24 protein-coding genes are annotated in these 26,206 nt (G+C 40.2%); 4 read left to right on the plus strand and 20 right to left on the minus strand.

The window, feature by feature from the left end:
• Window positions 1–56 precede the first annotated feature (56 nt).
• The 8 genes from ACORHT_RS09540 to ACORHT_RS09575 all read right to left on the minus strand — a co-directional run bounded on the left by ACORHT_RS09540 (window position 57) and on the right by ACORHT_RS09575 (window position 5,357).
• Complete coding sequence (locus tag ACORHT_RS09540) at window positions 57–722, minus strand: lysostaphin resistance A-like protein (RefSeq protein ID WP_434350152.1); 666 nt, start codon at window positions 720–722, stop codon at window positions 57–59.
• Between the two features lie 11 nt (window positions 723–733).
• Window positions 734–1,411 (minus strand): lysostaphin resistance A-like protein, encoded by a 678-nt coding sequence (locus tag ACORHT_RS09545; protein ID WP_434350153.1) that lies wholly within the window; start codon window positions 1,409–1,411, stop codon window positions 734–736.
• A gap of 24 nt (window positions 1,412–1,435) precedes the next feature.
• Window positions 1,436–1,657 (minus strand): hypothetical protein, encoded by a 222-nt coding sequence (locus ACORHT_RS09550; RefSeq protein ID WP_434350842.1) that lies wholly within the window; start codon window positions 1,655–1,657, stop codon window positions 1,436–1,438.
• A gap of 282 nt (window positions 1,658–1,939) precedes the next feature.
• Window positions 1,940–2,803: an XRE/MutR family transcriptional regulator gene (locus ACORHT_RS09555; RefSeq protein ID WP_434350154.1), complete on the minus strand. Its 864-nt coding sequence runs from the start codon at window positions 2,801–2,803 to the stop codon at window positions 1,940–1,942.
• 110 nt (window positions 2,804–2,913) lie between these two features.
• On the minus strand, window positions 2,914–3,924 hold the full coding sequence (gene tsaD / locus ACORHT_RS09560) for a tRNA (adenosine(37)-N6)-threonylcarbamoyltransferase complex transferase subunit TsaD (protein ID WP_434350155.1): 1,011 nt from the start codon (window positions 3,922–3,924) through the stop codon (window positions 2,914–2,916).
• Window positions 3,914–4,351: a ribosomal protein S18-alanine N-acetyltransferase gene (rimI, locus tag ACORHT_RS09565; protein ID WP_434350156.1), complete on the minus strand. Its 438-nt coding sequence runs from the start codon at window positions 4,349–4,351 to the stop codon at window positions 3,914–3,916. Before rimI ends, tsaD begins: the two co-directional genes overlap by 11 nt.
• Window positions 4,348–5,031, minus strand: coding sequence for a tRNA (adenosine(37)-N6)-threonylcarbamoyltransferase complex dimerization subunit type 1 TsaB (gene tsaB / locus ACORHT_RS09570; RefSeq protein WP_434350157.1), 684 nt, complete (start codon window positions 5,029–5,031; stop codon window positions 4,348–4,350). Before tsaB ends, rimI begins: the two co-directional genes overlap by 4 nt.
• A 110-nt stretch (window positions 5,032–5,141) precedes the next feature.
• A complete protein-coding gene (locus ACORHT_RS09575; protein WP_434350158.1) occupies window positions 5,142–5,357 on the minus strand; it encodes a hypothetical protein in 216 nt (71 codons plus the stop codon).
• Window positions 5,358–5,627: 270 nt separating this feature from the next.
• Here ACORHT_RS09575 and ACORHT_RS09580 point away from each other — a divergent pair, with 270 nt between their 5' ends.
• Both ACORHT_RS09580 and rnjA read left to right on the plus strand, forming a co-directional pair.
• Complete coding sequence (locus ACORHT_RS09580) at window positions 5,628–5,861, plus strand: DNA-dependent RNA polymerase subunit epsilon (RefSeq protein ID WP_000639587.1); 234 nt, start codon at window positions 5,628–5,630, stop codon at window positions 5,859–5,861.
• Window position 5,862: 1 nt separating this feature from the next.
• A complete protein-coding gene (gene rnjA / locus ACORHT_RS09585; protein ID WP_373094621.1) occupies window positions 5,863–7,542 on the plus strand; it encodes a ribonuclease J1 in 1,680 nt (559 codons plus the stop codon).
• Window positions 7,543–7,647: 105 nt separating this feature from the next.
• On the opposite strand, the gene ACORHT_RS09590 is transcribed toward rnjA, so the two are convergent.
• The 12 genes from ACORHT_RS09590 to ACORHT_RS09645 form a co-directional block, all read right to left on the minus strand.
• Window positions 7,648–8,526 carry a glycosyltransferase family 2 protein gene (locus ACORHT_RS09590; protein WP_434350159.1) on the minus strand — a complete coding sequence of 293 codons (879 nt, stop codon included), beginning with the start codon at window positions 8,524–8,526 and terminating at the stop codon, window positions 7,648–7,650.
• 446 nt (window positions 8,527–8,972) lie between these two features.
• Window positions 8,973–10,193: a hypothetical protein gene (locus ACORHT_RS09595; RefSeq protein ID WP_434350160.1), complete on the minus strand. Its 1,221-nt coding sequence runs from the start codon at window positions 10,191–10,193 to the stop codon at window positions 8,973–8,975.
• A gap of 7 nt (window positions 10,194–10,200) precedes the next feature.
• Window positions 10,201–11,667 carry a glycosyltransferase gene (locus ACORHT_RS09600; protein ID WP_434350161.1) on the minus strand — a complete coding sequence of 489 codons (1,467 nt, stop codon included), beginning with the start codon at window positions 11,665–11,667 and terminating at the stop codon, window positions 10,201–10,203.
• Window positions 11,668–11,786: 119 nt separating this feature from the next.
• Window positions 11,787–12,128, minus strand: a complete 342-nt coding sequence (locus tag ACORHT_RS09605; protein ID WP_257375141.1) for a hypothetical protein — start codon at window positions 12,126–12,128, stop codon at window positions 11,787–11,789.
• A 280-nt stretch (window positions 12,129–12,408) separates the two neighbouring features.
• Window positions 12,409–13,446, minus strand: coding sequence for an aldose epimerase family protein (locus ACORHT_RS09610; RefSeq protein ID WP_434350162.1), 1,038 nt, complete (start codon window positions 13,444–13,446; stop codon window positions 12,409–12,411).
• Window positions 13,447–13,697: 251 nt separating this feature from the next.
• Window positions 13,698–14,693: a tagatose-bisphosphate aldolase gene (lacD, locus tag ACORHT_RS09615; protein WP_434350163.1), complete on the minus strand. Its 996-nt coding sequence runs from the start codon at window positions 14,691–14,693 to the stop codon at window positions 13,698–13,700.
• A 10-nt stretch (window positions 14,694–14,703) separates the two neighbouring features.
• Window positions 14,704–15,870, minus strand: coding sequence for an SIS domain-containing protein (locus ACORHT_RS09620; RefSeq protein ID WP_434350164.1), 1,167 nt, complete (start codon window positions 15,868–15,870; stop codon window positions 14,704–14,706).
• A gap of 224 nt (window positions 15,871–16,094) precedes the next feature.
• A complete protein-coding gene (locus ACORHT_RS09625) occupies window positions 16,095–16,499 on the minus strand; it encodes a PTS sugar transporter subunit IIA (protein WP_223140330.1) in 405 nt (134 codons plus the stop codon).
• Between the two features lie 3 nt (window positions 16,500–16,502).
• A complete protein-coding gene (locus tag ACORHT_RS09630; protein ID WP_000185292.1) occupies window positions 16,503–17,324 on the minus strand; it encodes a PTS system mannose/fructose/sorbose family transporter subunit IID in 822 nt (273 codons plus the stop codon).
• Window positions 17,311–18,216: a PTS mannose/fructose/sorbose/N-acetylgalactosamine transporter subunit IIC gene (locus ACORHT_RS09635; protein WP_434350165.1), complete on the minus strand. Its 906-nt coding sequence runs from the start codon at window positions 18,214–18,216 to the stop codon at window positions 17,311–17,313. The genes ACORHT_RS09630 and ACORHT_RS09635 overlap by 14 nt, the downstream gene beginning before the upstream one ends.
• Window positions 18,217–18,242: 26 nt before the next feature.
• Window positions 18,243–18,719: a PTS system mannose/fructose/N-acetylgalactosamine-transporter subunit IIB gene (locus ACORHT_RS09640; protein WP_075230737.1), complete on the minus strand. Its 477-nt coding sequence runs from the start codon at window positions 18,717–18,719 to the stop codon at window positions 18,243–18,245.
• Window positions 18,716–20,503 (minus strand): glycoside hydrolase family 35 protein, encoded by a 1,788-nt coding sequence (locus ACORHT_RS09645; RefSeq protein WP_434350166.1) that lies wholly within the window; start codon window positions 20,501–20,503, stop codon window positions 18,716–18,718. Before ACORHT_RS09645 ends, ACORHT_RS09640 begins: the two co-directional genes overlap by 4 nt.
• A gap of 328 nt (window positions 20,504–20,831) precedes the next feature.
• Between ACORHT_RS09645 and ACORHT_RS09650 the strand changes: the two genes are divergently transcribed.
• A complete protein-coding gene (locus ACORHT_RS09650; protein ID WP_434350167.1) occupies window positions 20,832–21,548 on the plus strand; it encodes a GntR family transcriptional regulator in 717 nt (238 codons plus the stop codon).
• A 272-nt stretch (window positions 21,549–21,820) separates the two neighbouring features.
• On the plus strand, window positions 21,821–26,158 hold the full coding sequence (locus tag ACORHT_RS09655; RefSeq protein ID WP_434350168.1) for a G5 domain-containing protein: 4,338 nt from the start codon (window positions 21,821–21,823) through the stop codon (window positions 26,156–26,158).
• Window positions 26,159–26,206: the final 48 nt, after the last annotated feature.

Genomic DNA, 26,206 nt, shown 5'->3' on the forward strand with positions numbered 1-26,206 from the left:
AAATTCAAATGGGAAGTTTTCCCTAAGGATAGACCGATATTACTGAGCACCTAAAATTACAGCAAGAGTAAAATTTGAGGAATGGCATTATTGACTATATGCAGTCCAATAGGCCAATAAATGGACTTGGTTGCTCTAAAAAAGATTGCCATTATTAAACCACTACCCATATATACGAAAAAGTCTGTCAATACCCAACCATGGTTACTAATATGCAGGATTCCAAATAAAGCAGCAGAACCGAGCACATCCAGTCCCCATTTCTTTCCTTTTTCCAGAGCGGTCATCACCAATCCACGATAGATCATCTCTTCAAAAATGGGACCTGCAACCACAGGATAGAAAAAATACATCAAAAATGCCGTTGCTCCTGTAAAAGTAGGAATATCGAGTTGATAAGCAATTTCATTTTTAGTAGGTGGGAAAATAAAAAATGTGACGAAATTCCAAATCAAAAATGCAATAAGAGCTAAAAAGAAATAGAAAAGATAGGATCCTTTAAATTTTATGCTGTTGATTTTCTGCCATTTCCCTGACTGATTCATGACAATGAGCGCAAGCAAAACTACAAGAAAATTCAACATCATATCCGACAGATAAAATGTAAAGTCAGATAGACCAGCAGCAAAGTCGCTGTATAAAACTAGACCACTGAACTCCTGGTAAGCTATGACCAGTAGCATGGCTACAAAAAAGTAGTAGCATGAGATTATCTTTTTCATATATCACCCTTCTAAAATCCAAACACCAATAAACTAACAATAAGTAAGAAGGTATTCCATGAAGCATGTAAAGCTATGGCCCAATAAATAGAGCGTGTATAGCGAAACATCATGCAAAATATCAAGCCCATTACAAAATAAAGTATGAAATCTGTCGTTATCCAACCATGCTGTAAAACATGCATAGCACCAAATATTGCAGCAGAAACAAGAACATCGATATAGTAGTTTTTGAATTTAGACAAGCTTGTCATCACAAAACCACGACAAATAACCTCTTCTGCCACAGGCGCGATAAGGCTACCGTAAAGCACACGCGTAATAAAATAGCTAATTCCTGTTAAACTAGTGGCTACTTCCACTACCCTACTGCCATTTTGCGTACGAGGAAAGATACGAGTTGCTAGATTTGCCCACACGAATAATAAGAAAAAAGAAAGAAAGAAAACACCCAGGTAAGACCAACGAAACTGGAAACGACCACACTCTTTCCAATGTTCACTTTTGACAAGAATAATAGTTGCAACAACTCCCAGCACAAGCATCAACAAGACCTGTAAAACATAGTAGATCTCATCAGACAAAGTACCAGTAAAATCTAAGTCTGGTATGACATTAAAAATGAGGTAATTAGTCAAAATCAACAATCCGGTTACTAGATGAAATTTCATTTCTTTCATTTTCTTCATTAAATTACTTCCTATACTATTTTATCAACGGCGTCTAAACCACTCACCTGTTGGCTCTACAGCCCAATCAAAAGCACCACGATGAGGACTCATCCCTTGATTTCCCCAACCAGGGTAAATTCCTGCAACACCCCAACCTGTACCGCCTCTAACACCTGGGACAATATTGACAATATCTCCTCCGCTAACTGCTTGCAATTCTGCCTCTGTCAATTCCATTGTTTCTGCAAATTGTAAATTCAACATCATTTACACTCCTTCAATTATTTTACTTGTAAACCACTTCTGCGACCTAGGATTTGCTTCAGGTGCTTTACAAGAACAGTATAGCACGGAAAGTAGGCAATTTTATAAAATCGCATATTTGATATTTTTTCTGATGGAAATTTCACATTTGCGATTTTTATGGATTTGACTTTTTCACTGATATAATGTAGTTACCATTACGTAGGAGGACATGAAATGAAGAAACAAATCATAACATTATTGACAATCGTTGCTGAGATTATTATCTTTTTGCATCTTTAACTAATCGATAAGTGCTTTGTATTGCTGTAAGCGTAATTCAAAAAGGGCTGTTAATTGTGGATTTTCTAAGGTTTGCAGAGATTGGATAAAGTGTTCAATCTCTTTTTGATTGCTTCCCTTGGTCTGAAGGAAAACACTCATTTTCTTTAAAAATTGCCACAGTAATTTCTCAAAAACATCGTATGGACGAAGTATGCTCTCCAACTCGGCTTCAAAGATTGGGATGTAGGAGAAAAGTTTTCGCTCCATAAGCTCTGAGATGATATTTAGAAAGCTATTTTTCATATACAGTCTATTGTGTGCCAATTCTTTAAATTCCTTGGATTTTTCGAGTAAGGAGGTTGATAAAAAGATCAGATCTTGATTGCTCAAGAAAGGCATGGTATTGCAAAAGATATAGAGTTCAAACCAGGTCCAAGACTCGATAGCATAGAGATAGGTTGTTAAAAACTCGCTATCCTCCTCTGCTAGCGGATAGCTTTTATCCAGTGAATGGATAGCATCTTTAATCACAATAGCATTCAAACGACGATAGGTCTGCGCCATCTGTTCTTGCTCAATTTCTTTCAACAATTGCTCTAAGCCGGCTATATCTTGATGGGCAAAGCGATCCACAATCCTTCTACCAAATCGCATATGTGGAGATTCTTGGTAGTTGTTGAGCTTGTGCCCAAATTCATCAAATGTCACATTTATCCCTTGGATAGCTAGGATCAGCTTATCCGCAGACAGCATGGACTGCCCTAGTTCAAACTTGGATAGCTGAGAAGCTGTTAGTCCAGCACAAGCCACATCTGACTGCTTGAGCTTTCTCGCCAGGCGTAATTCCTTGTAAAATTCTCCTAATTCCTGTTTTTCAATCATAGACAAACTCCCCTTTAAATATTCCCTTTACTATTCTATTCGTAAAAACTTTTACTTTTTTAACATATTATAAAATATTTTAGCAAAAAAGCCAGCTTCAAGCTGACTTTTTATTCCATAGTTTCAAAAGCGAGACTTGGTTTGGCGTTTAGCTCCAAGCCTGCAAAGTTTTCTTTGTTCCACTCGCTGACGCTGGCATAGGCAATCATGCCTGCATTGTCACCACAAAGTCGCAGAGGTGGAATGATGACCTTGACGTCAGTGATTTCTGCTGCTAGGCGTTCTCTGAGTCCTTTATTAGCCGCTACACCACCAGCCACGACTAGGGTTTTAACAGGGTATTTCTCCAAGGCTTTCTTGGTTTTTGCCATGAGAATGTCCAGAACTGCTGCTTGGAAGGAAGCAGATAGATCTTCCTTGGATAAGCTTTCCCCCTTTTGCTCGGCATTATGGTGAAGATTGATAAAGGCAGACTTCAAACCTGAGAATGAAAACTCCAGATTGTCCTCCTTGATCATGGCACGTGGAAAATCATACACATCCTGACCTTGATGAGCCAACTCATCAATCTCACGACCTGCTGGATAGGTCAAGCCCATGACACGGCCGACCTTATCATAGGCCTCACCAACCGCATCATCTCGGGTCTCTCCAACAATCTTGTAGTCACCAGCCTCAGAAACATAAACCAACTCTGTGTGGCCACCGCTGACCAAGAGTGCCAACAAAGGAAACTCCAAGGGCTCCACACTCTGAGCTGCCATCAGGTGGCCAGCCATATGGTTAACGGGAATCAGTGGAAGTCCGTGAGCCCAAGCAAATGCCTTGGCAGCTGACAAACCAACTAGCAAGGCTCCGACCAAGCCTGGTCCGTAGGTAACCGCAACAGCTGTCACGTCCTCTTCGGTAATCCCTGCTTCTGCCAATGCCTCCTCGATACAGGCTGTAATGACCTCGACATGGTGACGACTGGCTACTTCTGGTACTACGCCACCAAAACGTTTGTGACTCTCAATTTGACTAGCAATGACATTGGACAAGAGCTCATCATCGTTTTTTAAGACAGCGACACTGGTCTCATCACAGGATGTCTCGAATGCTAAAATATATCTATCCTTCATCTATTTCTCTCTTCATGATAATGGCGTCCTCGACTGGATCATGGTAATAGGCCTTTCTCTCAGCGATGACTGCCATTTTTTCTTTCTTGTAAAATGCTTGCGCTCGTTGATTAGACTTCCTGACTTCGAGAAAAATCTCCTTATCCGTCGGCAATTGAGCAAACAAGGCTGACGCAATCCCCTGTCCCTGATAGGCTTTTTTGACAGCGATTTGCAAGACTTCTGCTTCAAAGTTATTTTCCTGAACAGCTAGAAAACCTATCACTTCTATCCCATCATAAGCTAGAGCATACCAAGTCTGGTCTTGAGACAGGTCTGCTTGGATTTGTTCCAGAGTCCAAGAACTAACTGGATAAACATCTGCCATAACAGCATAGATAGCTTGAGCCAAGTCAGGTTGCTGTTGGATTCGTTTGATTTCTATCATAGGCGTTTGATGTAAGATTCTCCAGACTCGGTGTGATTCTTGAGCCAGTTTTCCTCAGCTTCGACACGTTTGAGGTAATTCGGCACAAAGTCGTGCAAGGAGTCTGCTTCCTTGTCCCAAGCCCAAAGAGCTAGATTGGCTGCGTTTGGTAAGGTTTCTTGGTAATTAGTCTGTGGCAGTTGTTCTTGGATTTGATCCACAAAGGCTCCAACTTCACCGACAAATGTTACCTGCTCAGCATCCTTGACTTTTTCTAACACCTCTTCAAAAGACAGGTGAGCTTCGGGAAAGACAGGTTGAGCATGTTCATAAAATCCTGCGTATACATTGTTACGGCGTGCATCCATCAAAGGGACAACCAAACCTGCTTTCTGGCTCGGCACCAGTGCCAAGAGGCTAGACATACCAACTAACTCAATATTCAGAGTATGAGCCAGCGTCTTAGCAGTTGCTACTGCGATTCGCAAACCTGTATAGCTACCAGGCCCCTCTGCCACCACGATTCGATCCAAATCCTTGGGCGTCCAATCCAAACTTGCCATCAAAAAATCGATGGCAGGCATGAGGGTAATACTGTGATTTTTCTTGATATTAATCGTCGTCTCGGCAAGAACCTGCTTGTCCTCTAAAATAGCTAGAGAAAGAGCCTTGCTGGACGTATCAAAAGCTAATACTTTCATAACACATTCCTATCTTTTTGTCTGCTTACTATTATACTACAAAAGCTGACACATGGGAATTTTCTTTGTCTTGAAACAAAAATGTCCTGCCAAATTGACAGGATAAGTACTTAAGTATTCAAGCCAAAGTAAAATACAAACCAGACCATATAGGTGACAAGAAGAAGGAAAAACGAATATAGAGTCACGAAGCCAATCTTCCAAAGGAACTTGGTTTTCCGATGCTCTAGCCGAGTATATAAAACATTTCCTCCGTAAACACAGGCAACAAAAATCATAAAAGCTACCAAACGAATACCGATAGCAAAAGGAAATAGGCCATTCATCCTTCAAACTCCTTGATATAGAAACGCCTCTGCTAACTTTATTATAGCATTTGAATCCGAGGTTTTCAAATACTTATACAAGGCAAAATGAAACGTATTTGAAGCTCCTTACTTTCATGTTTCCCGCTTTTACTAATTCTCCTTTTTATGTTATAATTGAGATAATTGTAACGAATCAAGGTCAATAAAGACAAAAAATGAACTGGAATCAAACCAGCTTCAAACTGAGCATTTTTGAATATAGCTGACCTGAAAGCAGAAAGGAAACATATGATTTACAAAGTTTTTTATCAAGAAACAAAAGAACGCAGCCCACGTCGTGAAACAACACGCTCACTCTACTTGGACATCGATGCTAGTTCAGAACTTGAAGGACGTATCGCTGCTCGCCAACTTGTAGAAGAAAACCGTCCAGAATATAATATCGAGTATATCGAACTCTTGTCTGACAAATTGCTAGACTACGAAAAAGAAACTGGCGCATTCGAAATTACGGAGTTCTAATATGGCCTACACTCTTAAACCAGAAGAAGTTGGCGTTTTTGCCATTGGTGGTCTAGGAGAAATCGGAAAAAACACATATGGTATCGAATATCAAGATGAAATCATCATCGTTGATGCAGGGATTAAATTCCCAGAGGATGACCTTCTCGGTATCGACTACGTTATCCCTGATTACTCCTACATTGTAGAAAATATCGACCGCGTTAAGGCTCTTTTGATTACACACGGACACGAGGACCATATCGGAGGGATTCCTTTCTTGCTCAAGCAAGCCAATATCCCTATCTATGCGGGTCCACTGGCCCTTGCCTTGATCCGTGGAAAACTCGAAGAGCATGGACTTTTGCGCAACGCTACACTTCACGAAATCAACCACAACACTGAGTTGACTTTTAAAAATCTTAAAGCAACTTTCTTTAGAACAACCCACTCGATTCCAGAGCCTTTGGGTATTGTCATCCACACACCTCAAGGGAAAATCGTCTGTACAGGTGACTTCAAGTTCGACTTTACACCAGTTGGTGAACCTGCAGACTTGCACCGCATGGCAGCTCTAGGTGAAGATGGAGTACTTTGTTTGCTCTCTGACTCAACAAATGCTGAAGTGCCAACCTTTACAAACTCTGAAAAGGTTGTCGGCCAGTCGATCATGAAGATTATCCAAGGTATCGAGGGACGCATCATCTTTGCATCCTTTGCCTCAAATATCTTCCGTCTCCAACAAGCTACTGACGCTGCTGTTAAAACAGGTCGTAAGATTGCTGTCTTTGGACGCTCTATGGAAAAGGCCATTGTTAACGGAATCGAGCTTGGCTACATCAAGGCGCCTAAGGGAACCTTTATCGAACCAAATGAAATCAAAGACTACCCTGCAGGTGAGATTCTTATCCTCTGTACAGGTAGCCAGGGCGAACCTATGGCAGCCCTCTCTCGTATCGCTAACGGAACTCACCGTCAAGTGCAACTCCAACCTGGCGATACTGTTATTTTCTCATCTAGTCCAATCCCAGGAAATACCACTAGCGTTAACAAGCTGATTAACATCATTTCAGAAGCTGGTGTTGAAGTCATCCATGGTAAGATTAACAACATCCATACATCTGGACACGGTGGTCAACAAGAGCAAAAACTCATGCTCCGCTTGATTAAGCCAAAATACTTCATGCCTGTCCATGGTGAATACCGCATGCAGAAAGTCCATGCTGGACTAGCGGTAGACACTGGAGTAGAGAAGGACAATATCTTTATCATGAGCAATGGTGATGTGCTTGCCCTCACTGCAAACTCTGCCCGTATCGCAGGTCATTTCAATGCTCAGGATATCTACGTCGATGGAAATCGTATCGGTGAAATCGGAGCAGCAGTCCTAAAAGATCGCCGAGACCTATCCGAAGATGGTGTCGTACTTGCTGTCGCAACCGTTGACTTCAAGTCTCAGATGATCCTATCTGGACCAGATATTCTCAGCCGTGGTTTTGTCTACATGCGCGAATCTGGTGACTTGATCCGCCAAAGCCAACGCATCCTTTTCAATGCTATTCGTATCGCTTTGAAAAACAAAGATGCCAGCGTACAGTCTGTCAATGGCGCTATCGTAAACGCTATTCGACCATTCCTTTATGAAAATACGGAACGTGAACCAATCATCATTCCGATGATTCTCACACCAGATGAAGAATAAGAAAAAATTCTCTGAAATCCTATGACTTCAGAGAATTTTTTTATTTTACAATAAGTTGTACTAATTATTTTTCTTTAATCAACTAGTCTATAAATCCTATCGCTCTCACCGACGCTTGGTCTCAATAGCTTTTTTCACCAAAATCTGTTGATAAGCTTCCATATCTCCGCGTTTCAATGATTCTTCTTCATGAATGGATAATCGCCATTTATAAGCCTGAATTTCCTTATCCAACAACTCCTGAGGTGCCCCAATCAGATTCAAAATAGTCAGACGCTCTTCAATACTCTTTAAAGGATAAACATCTGCAAGATTAACTGTTCTAGTCACACTTGTGGAGCGTTTTCTATGAATATAAATGGCTTTATTCATATAGGCAATCTTATCTGCTTGAAGATAAACCTTATAGGTCGTATAATCGTCTTCTACCTTCTGATCCGTTGGATAGACAATATCCTTGAAAAGCTCCGCTTTATAGAGTTTTGCCCACGGGACTGTAAAACATTGACTAAGATTATACTTTCCATCATATTGATAATGGAACCAATCAAAAGGGCTATAGACTTGTTCAAAATAGCTATCTGCATCTACATGGATTAAAAAACTTCCCTGATCTTCAATAAACTGAGTGAAATTACCAATTGCAATATCTGCATCCGTTTTTTTCAATAAATCATAAAGGCTTTGGATATGGTCTAACTCTAGCCAATCATCATTATCCACAAAGACAATGTAATCACCTGTCACAGCTTCCAAGGCACGATTGCGACTGGAAGCAACTCCTCCATTTGGCTTATGGTAAACTTTAACACGCGCATCTTGATTTTTATATCGTTGACAAATAGCTGCCGAACCATCAGTTGAACCATCATTGATTAAAATAACTTCAAGATTTTGATAAGTTTGTTGAAGAATGCTATCTAAACATTTTTCAAGATAGGCCTCTGACATATAAACGGGGACGATAACACTTATTTTTTCCATTTTTATTTCTTTCTTTATTCAATTTTTAGTCTAAGTTCTTCAAATATTGCTGGATTGAGGCAATTATATCCTCAACTTTATCTACACTGAAGCAAGTAGTTCGAAGCAGTAAACCGACAAGTTCAGGGATAAGCCTCACTAACACGAATCTCAGATGATTCGACTCAGTACAAACATGTAATCATATCTCCCCATACTAAGTTAATGATTGAAATACAAATTATCACCAAGTGAAGTACTAAACTAGACGCTATACAGTTATTAATGTCTTTGTCTAAGACCAACTACTCTATCATCATAGAAATAGATTTCATTTTCATGGAATCATGTAGAGGTTGCGGTCTGCATTATAAGATTTATCCTAAACTTACCTCAGTATTAACAATAGATACCATAAAAATTTAAAAAAATTAGCTCTCACGATACTTCCTTTATTTGTCCGTTAGTTAAAGGAGCAACTTCATCTTTTCCCTTGTCACTAAGCACGGATTCATCTTTTGTTTATCATAAGCAGATTGATATTTTTCTGGATTTACAAGTTGGGATAGTTCGTCAATCATCTCTGCGATACAATCCCTTGGAAACACATGGTCAGTAGCATAAAACTCTGGCTGGTGACACGTTTCCTTAAAAGCATAAAGGATCATGCCGTTTTCAAGAGCTGCACGGCTACCATCAAGTATTTCCTGCGCATGAGAAATATCCAGATAAATGCTACACGTTTGTAAAAGTTTCTCATATATCTCTCTAGACAGACCTGGGTAGAGATGAACATTTGCATGACAATCCAGATCTAGCAGGCGCCCTCCCATTACTGTTAAAGCAGCAATATGAAATTCAAAATCTGGTAGGGCAGATACAAGGACTTCAATTTGCTCTAGTTCTTGCGTATCTGTCAAAATTAAAATATGCGGACGAAACTCCCTAAAGGCGCCAAGAAACGTTGGTAGATAAATCAGGGGAAGATTCATATTGTCTGCCTTTAATTTCAAATCTCGAGTCAGTAGATTCCCACAACGATCTTTTAGATACGAAATATCTTCCGCGGATAACTCTTCTCTCATATAAAATACTAACTGATCAGATGAGAAGTTAGGCATCTCCCTAAGTAAGCTTATATCTGATAATACTAAACAATCACCTGTAGATAATTGTTTATCTAAAATCAGTTTTCTTGCTTCATCAATTGAAGAAAGCCCCTCTTCCCGACCATTTGCTTCTCGAAAAAGTGCACGATTATGAGATGAAAAAAGATAAAGTTGCTCTTGATTTTCCTGACCATAAATGTCTATCTCTTTTTTTCCACCACTCCAAATTTCTCTATGAAAACAAGTTCCCGATAAATCATAATGATCTTTTGCACAACAAAGACCACTGTTGTCATACCATTCGACTAACTCCACCATTTGTGGCCACTGAGGATAACAGTAAATCTTCCCTTTTTGATTTCTTCCCGCTACGATATCACCTGTAGAAAGAACCTCCCAAAATTGAGGTAAGGGAAGTTGAGTCATGTGTAAGGGATTTGAACTTTCATGATTAGAAAAAAAACTAGTAAAAATATTGTTAATCGTTAATGGTTTCAGATCCATCCCCATGAGTTCTAAATCTTTTTTTAGGCGATCGTCATCTGAAGACCATTCCCTCGTCAGATAATAATACATCATTTCTTTTTTATTCCCATTCTCTATTCAAAAATTCATACCATTGTTCTGTTATGCAGTCTGATAAATATTCTTCAGCTAAGCGGTAAGAGTCTTCCCTGAACTTTTTGATTTGTTTGAAGGCTTTCTCTAAAGCTTTTGTTAAATCAACCACAATTTCCTCATCCGAACGAGCATCAAAAGGAACTAAATAACCATTTTTACCCTCCTGAATAAAGGTCTGATTTCCATAAGGTACATCTAGACCAACAAGAGCTTGTCCAGAACCAATTGCTTCTAACAAAGTTATACCAAAAGTTTCCCATTCCGAGGTAGCCAGGTAAAGCTCATACTCTTTGAAGCGATTCTTAATTGTCTGATGCCCCTTAAGATGAATATAATTTTGTGCTCCTAGATTGGCAATCTCTGCTTCAATATCCTGCCATAGCATCCCTTGACCATAGATATCTAAGTTGACATCTGGACAAATTTCATGAAAAGCAACGATGGCTTTGATTGCTAAGTCTAATCGTTTTCGACGTACAAATCGAGCGGCGAGCATCACAGAATATGGTTTTCGTTCATCAGCTAATTGCAACTGGTCCAGGGTAGCTACTGGAAGAACGCGAACTTGACCAGTTTTCCCTAGTAATGCTAAATGTTTTTCCAATTCATCCTTCTGTGCTTGCGTTGATACTAAAATACCATCAAATTCTTCGGCATATTGAAAGAGGTAATAATATTCAGAATTAATCTGATCTCCCCAATAATGGATAGAGTGCACAACACAGGATACTTTCGCTTCACCTTTTAAACGTAAAAGAGGGGATGTAAAGGGAAGACTCCCTATACGATCAAGAAATACATGATCCTCTTTACTAAACTGCAACTCTGATAAGACTCGCTCTAAAAATTCAGACTCACTATAGAACCATTCTGCTCCGCACCGATAAACTGCTTCAGTATCCTCACCTGGTTCTTTCTTAATCTCTTCAAAGGCTACTGAACCATCTCTATTATGAAACAGTCGGCGAACAACTCTAGCTACTAGACCAAATCCAGCATCCACTGCTGTAAAAAATTCTGTGAACAGCTTTTTCTTACCATAATGTTCTCTACGAAGTAAACGACCAAATGCATAATAATCTACATAATCCACATAATCCGGTTTTAGACTATTTTTATGCAGAATGGTAATGATACCATCTTGTTCCTGAAAAATCAATTCACAATTATTTTCCTTATATTCAGCAGTCAAATGTAAGAGCTGTTTCATATCATCTATACGGATCCCCAAGCTCATATCACGCTGATCCGTCAGCAACATATGTGCTAACAGGATTTCTTCCTCGAGATGACCCAAAGATAGGTAATAGTCCCATTTAAATCGAGGAGGGACTTGTGTAAAAACAAAACAGGCAGGGAGGCCCAAGTCGCGAAAAACCTTCCCACGATATGCTTGAGCAACATCTACACCATTTGGTTCTAAACCAACCATAAGATTAAAAGTGTAAAGCGTTCTTTAACTCCAAACTAAACTCTAATCACAAGCATCAAAGCATGGACTCCATAAAAGAAGTGAACTAGCGGATGATTAGATTATCTACTAAAACTCTCTCATTTATCTAACGAATTGAGGTAAGCTTTTATCGCCACTACCATCGTTTCAGGAGTTTGCGAAGAAAAAATCTGACTTCCTCCTGTTGGGTCCTTACTGGTATTATCAAAAGCAAAGATTGGTTTCCCTAAATTATGAATTTCCTGAGTGATATTCATAATTTCATTAAAATGATTGATATCTAAATAAAAATCGACTTTACTAAGAACATTTTCAAAATTATATCTGTTGAAACCAGGGTATATGGTCACATTAAGATAGCGTTGTAAATCAACAACTTGCGATGCAAAAGTTGTATGAGCCAAAATATGAAAATGAACATCAGGTAGTGCTTTTATCAAAAACTCCAAGTGTTCCATCTCGCAAGCAAGAGAGTTTTTTCCAAAAATCTTTATAAAAATCTAGTATTTTTTAGTCAAAATCCTAGATTTATTCCATTTTAATTATACCTTATTTTTAGCAAAAAAGCCATCTTATAAAATTCTCAATCGGGCATGATCTGGATTTTCCAATCTCTATAAGTCTTCTCTGCCATCATCCGAAAATCAAATGAATAACCTAAACTCTAACAGCTAGCAAATAACTAACGGTTAAAATTTAGGTTTACTCAGAAAAACTTCATTATTTCACAACAAGCTCGTAACGAGTTTTGCTAGTGAAAGTTTCACCTGCTTTGAGAATGACTTGATCTTTAAGATCACTATGAATAGCATCTGGCAAAGCTTGCGCTTCAAGAGCAACCCCATTGTGCTGAATCATTGGCTGACCAGCGATAATGACACTCTCATCCACAAAGTTTGCTGTATAAACTACAAAGCAAGGGGCTTCTGTCTTAAAGAGTAAGAAACGACCTGAGTTTTGGTCATAGAGGAAACCAGCATTGTCATGTCCAGCAGGCAGAGCAAATGGATGATCCAAACCAGATACGAGTTGGATTTGCTCATCTTCTTCTGCAAAGATATCTTTCAACAAGGCACCATTGTAGATGTGTTTAACCACATCACGATCAGCATCTGGAGTTTTAGCTGGTACTCCATCAGGAGCGATTGGGTAAATACCTTCTGTATTTAGTTGGAAGACATGACGGTCAATCGTCTGCGTAAAATCACCAGACAAGTTGAAATAGCTGTGGTTGGTTGGATTGACCAAGGTATCCTGGTCTGTCGTCACCTTGTAGCTGACTTCGTAGGCACCATTTTCTTCCAAGTGGTAGCTAATCCAGATCTTAAGATTCCCAGGGAAACCTCCTGTCCCATCTGTTCTTTCTGTGTAAAGAGTCAATCCATGGTCACTCACTTCGACTAGTTCAAACAAGTTCGAATCCCAACCAGTTGAACCACTGTGGTTACAGTTGCTAGCATTGTTGACTTCAAGGTCATAGGTCTTACCATTAAGCTCAAAGGTCGCACCTGCAATACGGCCTGCCACAGGACCTACGCTAGCTCCATGTTTGGGGCTATTTCCCACATAGCTTTCGAAATCGTCAAAACCTAGGATAACATTGGCAAAATTTCCAGCCTTATCTGGAGTTACATAGCGTAAAATTGTTGCTCCATAAGTCATGATTTCCAGTTGGTATCCTGCCTCCGTTTCAAAACGGTAAGCAAGGACATCCTTGCCATCAACTTTCCCAAATACACGTTCTGTGTATGCTTTCATCCTTCTCTCCTTTTTCTATTTCAATTAAGTAAACAAACCATAGAAAGCGCATTCACTCTCTATGGTTTTATTTTATGATTTACAGACACCTTTGTCAAGAAACCATAAATATTTTCTTAATACTCAATGAAAATCAAAGAGCAAACTAGGAAGCTAGCCAAAGGCTGTACTTGAGTACGGCAAGGCGACACTAGTATGGTTTAAAGAGATTTTCGAAGAGTATAACAAAAGTAGTTCCTTCTATTCCTATTCTATGCTTCTACACGTTCAGTCCATGAAGTAGCTGTTGTTTGAAGTACTTTATTGAGTTCATCAATGTTTTCAAATCCAGTTGTACGAAGCCATTCGCGAGCTGCTGCTTCTCCATCTTTGATGTAAGCTTCAACTGATCCAGCCCATGTTGCACGTCCACAAAGTACTCCGTTGAAGTTTGCGCCTGATTCATGGGCAAAGACAAGAGTTTCTTGGAAGAGTTTAGCAGATACACCTGCACTCAAGTAGATGTATGGAAGGTTAGTTGCTTCGTCTTGCGCTTTGAAGAAAGCTGCTGCTTCTTCGCGAGTATGAACAATTTCACCATCGCCAAAGCCTTCAACGTATTTGACGTTGACTGGAACTTCCACTTTCAAGACATCGATGTTGAAGCGTGGATCTGAGAAGACCTTCATGGCACCGATAACCTTGTGTGGTTTTACTTTAGCGTATTCTGCAGAACCAGCGTCAGCGATCTTTTCATCGTAAGCCAAGATTTCAAGGAAGAATGGAATATCTTCCGCCACACACTCAGAACCAATACGTTCGATGTAGGCTTGTTTTTCTTGGTTAAGTTCGTCAGCACTGTCTACGTCATAGTAAAGCAAGAACTTAACAGCGTCTGCGCCTTGTTCCTTGATGCGTTTTGCAGACCAAACATCCAAGCAGTCAGGCAAACGTTTGGTGCTTGTAGTATCGTATCCAGTTTTCTCATAAGCAAGGAGAAGACCAGCATTTGGTGCAAGAGCTTTTGTAGCTGGAAGTCCATACTCAGGGTCAAGAAGCATAGAAGATGCGTATTTTGTCAACTCATCCGCTACCAAGACTTTCAATTCTTCCATTTGAGCTACTGTTGGCTCTTCTGTTTGGTATTGAGCCATGAGGCGTTTCAAAGCACCACGTTGGTCAAAAGCAAGAGCTGAGATGATACCATTCTCATCAGAGAGTTTTTGCATACAAGCAAGTTTATTTGGGCTTAATGTTAATTTACTCATAAATCGTTCCTTATTTTTCAAACTCGTGAATAATGACACCTTGAACTACACGGTTAACTGTACCTGTAGGTGATGGCGTATCTGGTCTATTACCAACTTTAAGCGAAGTCAAGAGGGCGAATAATTGGGCGTAAATGATGTAAGGGAAAACACGATAAACATCATTCAAAACACCACCGCATCCAAGTGCTACTTCTTTGACATTTTCAAGTCCAAAGGCTTGATCAGTCAAGAGAACAACACGACGAGCAATTTGGTCGCCTGCAACTTCACGAACCAAGTCTAGGTCGTACTTACGAGTATAATCTGTCGTAGTACCGAAGACCAAAACTACAGTATCTTCATTGATGAGAGATTTTGGACCGTGACGGAAGCCGACTGGGCTTTCATACATAGTCGCAACCTGACCAGCAGTCAATTCCAAAATCTTCAGTTGCGCTTCGTGAGCAAGTCCAAAGAAAGGACCTGCGCCTAGATAGATGACACGGTTAAATTCTAGGTCAACCAACTCTTTGACATCTGCCACATTTTCAAGAACTTTGCGAGCTAAACTAGATAGCACTTCAAAACGTTCAGCTTTAACAGCAAAGTCTGTCGGATCAAATACCAAGAGCGCTGTCAACATCATTGAAGTGAAGCTCGATGTCATGGCAAAGCCAGCATCGTTAGAAGCAGCTGGTTGTAGCAACAATAGGTTGCGGTCATCACCATGCGCTTGAAGAGCCAATTTCCCTTCAGCCGCACATGTGATGGTCACTTGATAAAGCTCATCAACCAAGGCCTTGGCCAAGTCAACTGTTGCCACACTCTCAGGTGAGTTCCCGCTACGCGCGAATGATACCAAAACAGTTGTCACATCTTTTTTCAAATAAGTTTGTGGGTTTGCTACGATATCAGTTGTCGCGATAGCATTGAAATTCCATTTACGTTCGTCATAGACTTCCTTGAAGTAAGGAACTAGAGTATCACCTACATAAGCAGAAGTTCCAGCACCAGTTAGGATTACTTTGATATAGTCATGCTTATCTGCAATTCCTTGCAAGAAAGCTGCAATTTCATCACGTCGTTCTTGATAAGCTTCAAAAGCTTCTTTCCAAACATCTGGTTGTTGGTAGATCTCGCGTGTTGTGATTTCTGCCCCCAACTCAAGCAATTCTTCTTTTGTATAATCTAGCATTGAGTTCCTCTAATCTATTATTATATTATTTTTTATTTAAAATATGGGAATGGGAGTAAGCCCCATTCCCATGTATATTCTATATAAAATGCTCTAACGGTTTTCACGTTGTCACATCGTATACTCAATGAAAATCAAAGAGCAAACTAGGAAGCTAGCCGAAGGCTGTACTCAAGTACGGCAAGGCGAAGCTGACGTGGTTTGAATTTGATTTTTGAAGAGTATTATTCATCTTCATCGTCGTCGAAGCTTGCCAATAAATCATTAACTTTGACAATGCTTTCTGAAGCACGACTCTTATAATCTGCATCAGCGCCAGTTAGACTCGCATTGATAAACTCAATGACCATTGGAAGGTTCATTCCTGCATAGAGTTCGATGTCACGACCTTCCATAATCAGACGGCTCACCACGTTACATGGTGTTCCACCAAGGAGGTCAGCAAAGACTAGGAAATCATCCAAACCTTCGACAGCAGCTTCAAATTTTGCAGTGAAATCTTCTGGTCCATCTTCTGGAAGAAGAGCTACCGCATGAATGTTGTCCTGTGGACCCATAATCATTTCTGTGCTACCTTTAAGTTCTTCACAGAAACGTCCATGGCTCACTAAAATCAATGATTTACTCATAAATTATGCGCCCATTCCAAGTAAGAATTTACCGATGAATGAAAGTCCAACAGCAAGAGCAATGATGATACCGATAGCTTTTGTAGAGTTCATACCTTTCTTACCAAGCAACCAGAAGATAAATGCAGTGAAGATTGCTGGAAGCAAACGTGGGAAGATTGAGTTCAAGATGTCTTGGAAGTCAATCATCTTTTCACCGATTGGTAATTTGTATGAAATTTCAAAGTTGATCATTGTTGCTACAAGAGCACCCATCATGAATACACCAAGTACAGATGCAGCTTCAATCAAAGCTGTCAAAGTACTTTGCATGTTGTTGATAAGGTTAACCCCTTCTTTGTATGCAAATTCCAACTGTTTCCAACGGAAGATGTCATACGCTACTGCAACTGCAATCCAAAGGAAGATACCCCAAGGTTGACCAGCAATAGCCATTGTTGCAGCGATAGATCCCATGATAGCAGGTACAAGTGAACCAAAGATAGTATCTCCAAGAGGAGCGAATGGTCCCATCAAACCTGTCTTGATACCGTTAACCGCATCTTTTGAACCAACGCCATCTTTTTCTTCCATAGCAAGGTCAAAACCAGCGATAATTGTGTGGAAGAATGGTGAAGTGTTGAAGAATTGAGTATGAACTTTCATCATTTCTTTCAACTCAGGAGTTCCATCTCCATACATTTTACGCAATTGTGGCAAGATCATGTAAAGGTAACCTGATGCTTGCATACGTTCGTAGTTCCATCCCAATTGGAAAGTGAACAAGCTACGTTTGTTAATTTGATTAAAATCTTCTTTTGTTAATTTGTAATTAGAATTCGTCATCTTCAATTTCCCCACTTTCTGATGGTGTAGAAGGTGCTGCTACAGCAACTTTTTGGCTGTTCTTGAAGTGAACAACCGCAAGGAAGATACCTACGATAGAGATACCGATCATAGACAATCCTTTGAAGTTGTTAACAAAGCCAATTTTTTCAGCAACTTCAGCAGGAAGAGTGCCAATGATTCCAGCAACTGCTCCACCAAGGCTTGTTACGTTTGAGTAAAGAACAGTCAACATAGCTGTCAAACCGAATCCCATAGCAAGGTAGTGAAGGTTACGTTTAACTGGAAGGTAACGAAGCAAGATAGCGAATCCAAGACCTGGAAGCATACGACCTGCAAGAGTCAAACCGTCTGCAACCCATTGGTATTCTTTAACAAGGTTTACAACACCTTGTACGAATTCTCCACCGAAAGCAAGGGCGAAGAATACTGGAAGGGCACGAGATAGAGCCCAAGGAACTGCACCAAGAAGATAGTTACGTTCGATTCCTTTGTAGTCAAAGCGTTCGATCGCAGCATCAATACGGTGTGCGAAGAATGTAGTAGTCATACGACCAAGTACGTCGAAGTAAGTCAAAAGTGCCGCTACTGGTACAGCGATTGTAGTGATCGCAAGATCTGTTTCGATACCTTGTGAAACTGAGAAAGCTGTCGCAAGAACCGCACCAGAAGTTGCGTCGATACGAGAAGCACCACCGAAGGTACCTACCCCAAGGACAAACAACTGCAAGCTACCACCGATAAACAAACCAGTTGTCAAATCTCCCATGATCAAACCAGTAATGAAACCAGCGAATACAGGGGAACCTGCAGAAGAAACGATCGTCAACTCATCACAGATTTGATAAGCTGAGTACAGAGTGAGAAGTAAAATTTGCCACCATTGTATCATAACAATGACCTCCTAAAAATTTTTTCCTATTTTAATAAGCTCAAAAAGTCTGAAACTGGATCATTTGGAACCATTTGAGCAGTAAGTTTAACACCTTTTTCCGCCAATTTGTGGAAATCTTCTACATCTTTATCTACTACGTTGATTGAACGTGTGATAGAGCGAGTTTCTGGTGTTTGAGACATGTTGCCGACATTGACTGTTTCAAGCGGTACGCCTGCTTCAACCAAACCAAGGAAACGGTCAGGTTTGCGTGCTACAATCAAGAGACGTTGACTGTCATATTTGCCAGCAAGGATATTCGCTGCCGCTTTATCAACCGGCAAGATACTAAGTTTTACACCTGGTGGTGTTGCAAGTTTCAATCCGCTCTTTTCAACATCATTGTTCACAACCTCATTGTCAACGACCATGATACGTGAAACATTGAGTTTAGCAGACCAAAGATTGGCTACTTGTCCGTGGATCAAACGTCCATCGATACGGCATCCTACAATTGTCATAAGTTTTCCCCCTTTATGTGTTTTAGTGTAGGTTTACGAATTAAATGTATGTGTTCTTTATAATCCCCTTCAGTTTCAAAGATAATGATGCGGTTAGCACCTTCTTTGAGATAGCTGTGTGGAATATAAAGCGATAAGGTTGGACCAACATTCCAGAAACGTCCTAGATTACGGCCATTGACATAGGCAATCCCTTTGCCAAACTCAGATAACTCCAAGTAGGTATCCTTGGACTCCTTGACTTCAAAGTCATAGGCGTAAAAGGCAGGTTGTCCTTCTGTCCATCCTTTTGAAAAATCAATCTTTTCAGGATTATCAAGTGGAAGCGGATAGTGTTCCCAGTTAAGCATAAAGTGTAGATCTTTGCAGACACCAGTACGAATTCCTTTTCGTTGTGTATCTGCTAGGAGCTTATGCCCGTAATTGACACGCCCCATATTTTCAATAAGGATGTCAAATCTAGAGAGCGCTTTCTTTTCTCCTTGATAGAAGATATCTTCTCCAATTTCAGTCTGGTACTGAGTTGCGACCCATTTCCCATCTACGAACAGCTGAGCTCTATCGCGTCCATCAATGATGCGGATGCGTTCTTCCTCTGCATCCCAGCTAGCTTCTGTACGATAGAGAAGATAGCCGTAGCTTTGTCCCAACTCTTCCATTTTCTTAGGATAGAGACTTTCAGTTGGACTTGTTAAACTATCTAAGGTTTCAAATAGAGAAACTTTCTCAACCAGTGGAATGTTTTCAACTTCCATGCTTTCTTTGTAAAGCGGTTCTAATTGTGGATACTCAGGATAATAAGTAGCCATCATTTCTTTAACTGCCATGTATTTAGCAGTTGGATTGCCAGCTTCATTAAGAAGAGCGTCATAATCATAAGATGTTACTTGTGGTAAATCAATGGTTCCTCGAGCTGAACAACCATTCATAAAACCAAAGTTGGTTCCACCGTGGAACATGTAAAGGTTGATAGAGCCTTGCTCTAGAACCTCGTGAACAGCTTCTGCCAACTCTTCTGCATCACGCGTGATGACTGGCTCTTTCCAACGATTAAACCATCCATCCCAGAATTCCATACACATGAGCGGCCATTTCTTACCATACTCATCAAAGAACTCTTGCATTTGCGAGAAGTTGAAGTTAGCTTTAGAGCCAAAGTTCCCTGTCACAAAGAGATCATCTTCGATCAAGGTTCCAGCTTTCAAAGTAGCTCTCCATGGTCCATCAGATGTAAAGAGCGGACAAGTCACTGAACGTTCTTCCATCAATCGGCGAATCTCACGCAAGTATGTCTTGTCTTCACCATAGGAACCGTACTCATTTTCAACCTGCATCATGAGGATGTTACCACCATTATCCAACAATCTTGAAACAAGACGTGGAAGTAAATGATCGTAGTAGTGTCCTACCATTTCTACATAGGCTGGATCAGAGGAACGGATTCGCATGTCTTTATTTAAAAGCCATGCTGGTAAACCACCGAACTCCCACTCTGCACAGATAAAAGGAGATGGTCGTACAATAGCATACAAGCCTAAATCCTGAGCTGTCTGAAGAAATTTGTCAATATTAAGATTGCCTTCAAAATTGAAGTTCCCTTCAGTTGGCTCATGCAAATTCCAAGCGACGTATGTTTCAACAGTGTTGAAACCTAAAGCCTTGAGATTGTATAATGAATGATACCAGTCCTCTTCAGGAATTCTAAAATAATGAATGGCACCAGATAAAATTTTGAATGGTTTCCCATCTAGGCAAAAATCATCCTCAATTTTAAATCTTGTCATTTCACCACCCCATACTTTTTCGTTTGCGCTTTCATTTGTTGTTATATTAAATAATATACCAATGAAGCCATCTTGTCAATAGATTTTTAAAAAATTATTTAAAATTTTTCTTTTTTTTACTGAATTATTTTCTAAAATTCTTCAAAAAAAGTATTTTATATTAAATTTTTCCCGCCTAAATGACTTGATTTCATGAATTTTTAATAGTAAAAAATATATAAGTCAATCACTTAGTCTATTATTTTATATTTTTATACTATAATACTATCATTTTCAAACTAATTATGGTAGAATCAAAGATGGAGAAGGAAAAAAATGAGGTGAAAATATGGCAATTCCAAAGTATCAATATATCAAAGATGAATTGAAAAACAAAATCATTTCAGGTCAATTCGCTAGTGGAGATAAGTTCTACACTGAAGCAGAATTGATTGCGATGTATGATGTAAGTTCAATCACTGTTGTTCGTGCCTTAAATGACCTTGCCAAAGACGGCTATATTGTCCGCCAACAAGGAAAGGGAACCTTTGTGGCTCGCGCACGCAAGCACAAACTTGTAGAGTTTTCTGATGTAGAAATCTTCGAAACAAAAGATGATAAAGTCACTGTTCTTTCTATTGAACGTGGGAACGATCTTAAGTATTTAGAAAAACTCAGCCTACGTGGCGATCAATTTTATTACAAAATTGAACGTATCCGTGAATCAAATGGTGTTACTTATATCTACCATACATCTTATATCCCTGAACAATACATCAATGCAAACTACCCAGATCTAGAATATTATAGCTCTATCTATAATCGTTTCAAATTAGACTACCACATTCATATGAATGACGAGCATTTTGAAGAAATCAATGAAATTGTATTTCCGACTCCAGAACATGCTGCTTCTATCCTAGGAATCGACTCCCAGTTCCCAACTGTTCTCCAAACCAAGACAACTAAACTTGAGTCAACTGGTCAAGTGTTGGAATACATTGAGACCTATAAACGTTCTGATTTCTACAAGATTAAGTTTATTTCATGTGATCGTGATCACTAAACATTAAAAAGTAAGTCTGAGACATTTGTCTCAGGCTTTTCTGTTTTTATGCTAGCATGAGATTTCTCATGAAAAATTATCCAACAAGTTTAAACTATAATTTGGAGTAATTTTACTAAAAAGAGAGTTAAAAACTAAAATGACTCTAATTTAAGTACTTCTTATATTTTTTATAGTTATTTTCCTAAAAAGCTTGACTTTACTAGATTCAGATAATACAATGGAATTAGTTTTGTGAAAACGCTACCAAAAAATAACAGGGAGGTTACTTAATGAAACCAGAAAACAAACAGCGTTTCTCTATTCGTAAATACGCAATCGGAGCAGCTTCTGTATTGATCGGCTTTGCCTTTCATGCCCAGGCGGTTGCTGCTGATGGAGTCGTCCCAGCAACAGAGAATCAGCCTACTATTCAAGCCGCAGGAGAGGCGTCTCCACAGGCTAGTGAGGAAAAACTTGCGGAAAACCCTTCAACAGAAACAGCAGCTCCTGCTACTAACACAGAAGCACCAAAAATCGAAAGCGCTCCAGCTGTAGAAGAACATGTTTCAACTGAAGAAGCTCCAGCTAAGCCAGAAGTTGCTGAAGAAACTAAGGAACAAGACAAAGAAGTTTCTAAGGTTGAAGCTCCCGTAGTCACTACAGAGAGAGCTGCTCAGGTCAATGAAAAACTCGCTAAAAAGAAAATCGTTTCTATTGATGCAGGACGTAAATACTTCTCTCCTGAACAGCTGAAAGAAATTATCGACAAAGCCAAACACTATGGTTATACTGATCTTCACCTTTTAGTTGGAAATGATGGCTTGCGCTTTATGCTTGATGACATGTCTCTAACTGTTGGTGACAAGACTTATGCCAGCGATGATGTCAAACGTGCTGTCGAAAACGGAACTAATGCCTACTACAACGATCCAAATGGTAATCACCTAACTGAAAGCCAAATGACCGACTTGATTAACTATGCTAAAGATAAGGGGATCGGCCTTATCCCAACAGTTAACAGTCCTGGTCACATGGATGCTATCCTCAATGCCATGAAAGAACTTGGTATTGAAAAACCTAACTTCAACTACTTTGGCAAAGAATCAGAACGTACTGTTGACCTTGACAACGAAAAGGCTGTTGCCTTTACAAAGGCCTTGATTGATAAGTATGCAGCTTACTTTGCTGGCAAGTCTGAAATCTTCAACATCGGTTTGGATGAATATGCTAACGATGCTACGAATGCCAAAGGATGGAGTGTACTACAAGCCTATAGATGGTACCCAGAAGATGGATACCCAGACAAGGGTTATGATAAATTCATCGCCTACGCTAACGACCTAGCTCGTATCGTTAAATCTCACGGTCTTAAACCAATGGCCTTCAACGACGGTATCTACTATAATAGTGATACAAGTTTTGGTACCTTTGATAAAGATATCATCGTGTCTATGTGGACTGGTGGATGGGGTGGTTACGATGTCGCTTCTTCTAAACTACTAGTTGAAAAAGGGCACGAAATCCTCAACACTAACGATGCATGGTACTACGTTCTCGGCCGTAATGCTGATGGACAAGGTTGGTACAACCTTGATCAAGGTTTGAACGGTATTAAGAGCACACCAATTACTTCAGTTCCAAAAACTGAAGGAGCTGATATCCCTATCATCGGTGGTATGGTAGCTGCTTGGGCTGATACTCCATCTGCTCGCTACTCTCCATCTCGTCTCTTTAAGCTCATGCGTCAATTCGCAAACTCAAATGCTGAATATTTCGCTGCTGACTACGAGTCTGCTGAACAAGCTCTGAAAGAAGTTCCAACTGACCTTAGTCGCTATACAGCAGAAAGTGTTGCAGCCGTTAAAGAAGCTGAAAAAGCCATCCGCTCTCTTGATAGCAACCTTAGCCGTGCTCAACAAGATAGCATTGACCAAGCGATTGCAAAACTCCAAGAAGCTGTTGGTAACTTGACCCTCACTCCAGAAGCTCAAAAAGAAGAAGATGCTAAACGCGAAGTTGAAAAACTAGCTAAGAACAAGGTTATCTCTATCGATGCTGGTCGTAAATACTTTACTCTAGACCAACTTAAACGTATCGTTGACAAGGCTAGCGAACTTGGTTACTCTGACCTTCATCTCCTCCTTGGTAATGATGGACTTCGCTTCCTACTTGATGACATGACGATCGCTGCAAACGGCAAGACTTATGCAAGCGACGATGTGAAAAATGCCATCATTGAAGGAACAAAATCTTACTACGACGATCCTAACGGAACTACTTTGAACCAGGCTGAAATCACTGAGCTTATCCAATATGCTAAGGACAGAGGCATTGGAATCATCCCTGCCATCAACAGTCCTGGACACATGGATGCTATGCTTGTAGCCATGGAAAAACTAGGCATCGCAAACCCTCAAGCTAACTTTGACAAGGTTTCAAAAACAACCATGGACCTTGAAAACGAAGAAGCAATGAACTTTACAAAAGCCCTTATCGGCAAGTACATGGACTTCTTTGCAGGTAAAACTAAGATCTTCAACTACGGTACAGATGAGTATGCCAATGATGCTACTAATGCTCAAGGCTGGTACTACCTCAAGTGGTATGGCCTCTACGGTAAGTTTGCTGAGTACGCTAATAGCCTAGCTGCCATGGCTAAAGAAAAAGGTCTTCAACCAATGGCCTTTAACGATGGTTTCTACTATGAAGATAAGGACGATGTTGAGTTTGATAAAGACGTTATCATCTCTTACTGGTCTAAAGGATGGTGGGGTTACAACCTTGCGTCTCCTCAATATCTAGCAAGCAAAGGTTATAAATTCCTTAACACTAATGGAGATTGGTACTACATTCTCGGTCAAAAACCAGAAGATGGCGGTGGCTTCCTCAAGAAAGCTATTGAAAATACTGAAAAAACTCCATTTAACCAACTAGCTTCAACTAAATACCCTGAAGTTGACCTACCTACTATTGGTAGTATGCTAGCTATCTGGGCTGATAGACCAAGCGCTGAATACAAGGAAGAAGAAATCTTTGAACTTATGACTGCTTTTGCAGATCACAACAAAGACTACTTCCGTGCTGACTACAAAGCACTACGCGAAGAACTTGCTCAAATCCCTGAAAACTTAGAAGGATATAGCACAGAAAGCCTAGACGCTCTCAAAGTTGCTAAAGAAGCTCTGAACTACAATCTTAACCGTAATAAACAAGCTGAGTTGGATGCACTTGTAGCTAATCTTAAAGTAGCTAGACTAGGTCTTAAACCAGCCGCAACTCACTCAGGAAGTCTTGATGAAAGCGAAGCTCCTTCTGCTGTTGAAAACCGACCAGAACTTCTCGTTAAGACAGAAGAAATTCCTTTTGAAATCGTTAAGAAAGACAATCCTAACCTCCCAGCAGGACAAGAAAAAGTTGTCACTGAAGGTGTCAAAGGAGAACGTACAATCTACGTCTCAGTTACTACTGAAAATGGTAAGGAAACCGAAACAGTTCTTGAAAATCAAGTAACGAAAGAAGCTGTCAATCAAGTGGTTGAAGTTGGAACTCCAGTCACTCACGTAGGAGATGAAGAAGGAGTTGCTCCTGTTGCAGATGCAAAACCACATGTTGTCATCGAGGACGAAGAAATTCCGTTTACAACCATCACTCGCGAGACTCCTTCGCTACCTAAGGGACAAACTCGTCTAGTAACTGCAGGTGTGAACGGTCGTCGCAGCTACTTCTATTCTGTAACTACGGCTACTGATGGAACTGAAGTTAAAACTCTAATAAGCAGTGAAGTAAACCTAGAACCTATCACCCAAGTGGTAGAGGTGGGGAACCCTGTCACTCACCTTGGTGATGAAAAAGGACAAGCTACTATTGCTGAAAACAAACCAAGAGTTGACATCCAAAATGAAGAAATTCCATTTACAACCATCACTCGTGAAACTGATGCATTGCCTAAGGGACAATCTCGTATCGTGACTGAAGGTGTGAACGGTCGTCGTAGCCATTTCTACTCTGTGACTACTGCTGCGGATGGATCTGAAGTTAAGACTCTAGTAAGTAGTGAAGTAAGCCTAGAACCTATCACCCAAGTGGTAGAGGTGGGGAACCCTGTCACTCACCTTGGTGATGAAAAAGGACAAGCTACTATCGCTGAAAACAAACCAAGAGTTGACATCCAAAATGAAGAAATTCCATTTACAACCATCACTCGTGAAACTCCTTCACTACCTAAGGGACAAACTCGTCTAGTAACTGCAGGTGTCAACGGTATTCGTAGCCATTTCTACTCTGTGACTACTGCTGCTGATGGATCTGAAGTTAAAACATTGGTTACAAGTGTCGTAGCGCAAGAACCTGTTGCTCAAGTGATTGAAGTGGGGAACCCTGTCACTCATGTTGGTGATGAACATGGACAAGCTGCTATCGCCGAAGAAAAACCAACACTAGAAATCCCAAGCGAGTCAGCTCCAGCAACTGTTCCTGCTGAGGAAAACAAAGCTCTTCCTCAAGGTCCAGCTCCTGTAGCAAAAGAGAAAAAACTGCCTGAGACAGGAACTCAAGGTTCAGAATGGTTAATTGCTACTGGCCTTATGTCAGCTCTCACAGCTTACGGACTTAGCAAGAAAAAAGATTAAAGATGAATCTTTTGATATAAGATAAAAAGCGGGACTTGAGTCTCGCTT

The organism is Streptococcus sp. KHUD_014, assembly GCF_051106275.1.
Classification (GTDB): Bacteria; Bacillota; Bacilli; order Lactobacillales; family Streptococcaceae; genus Streptococcus.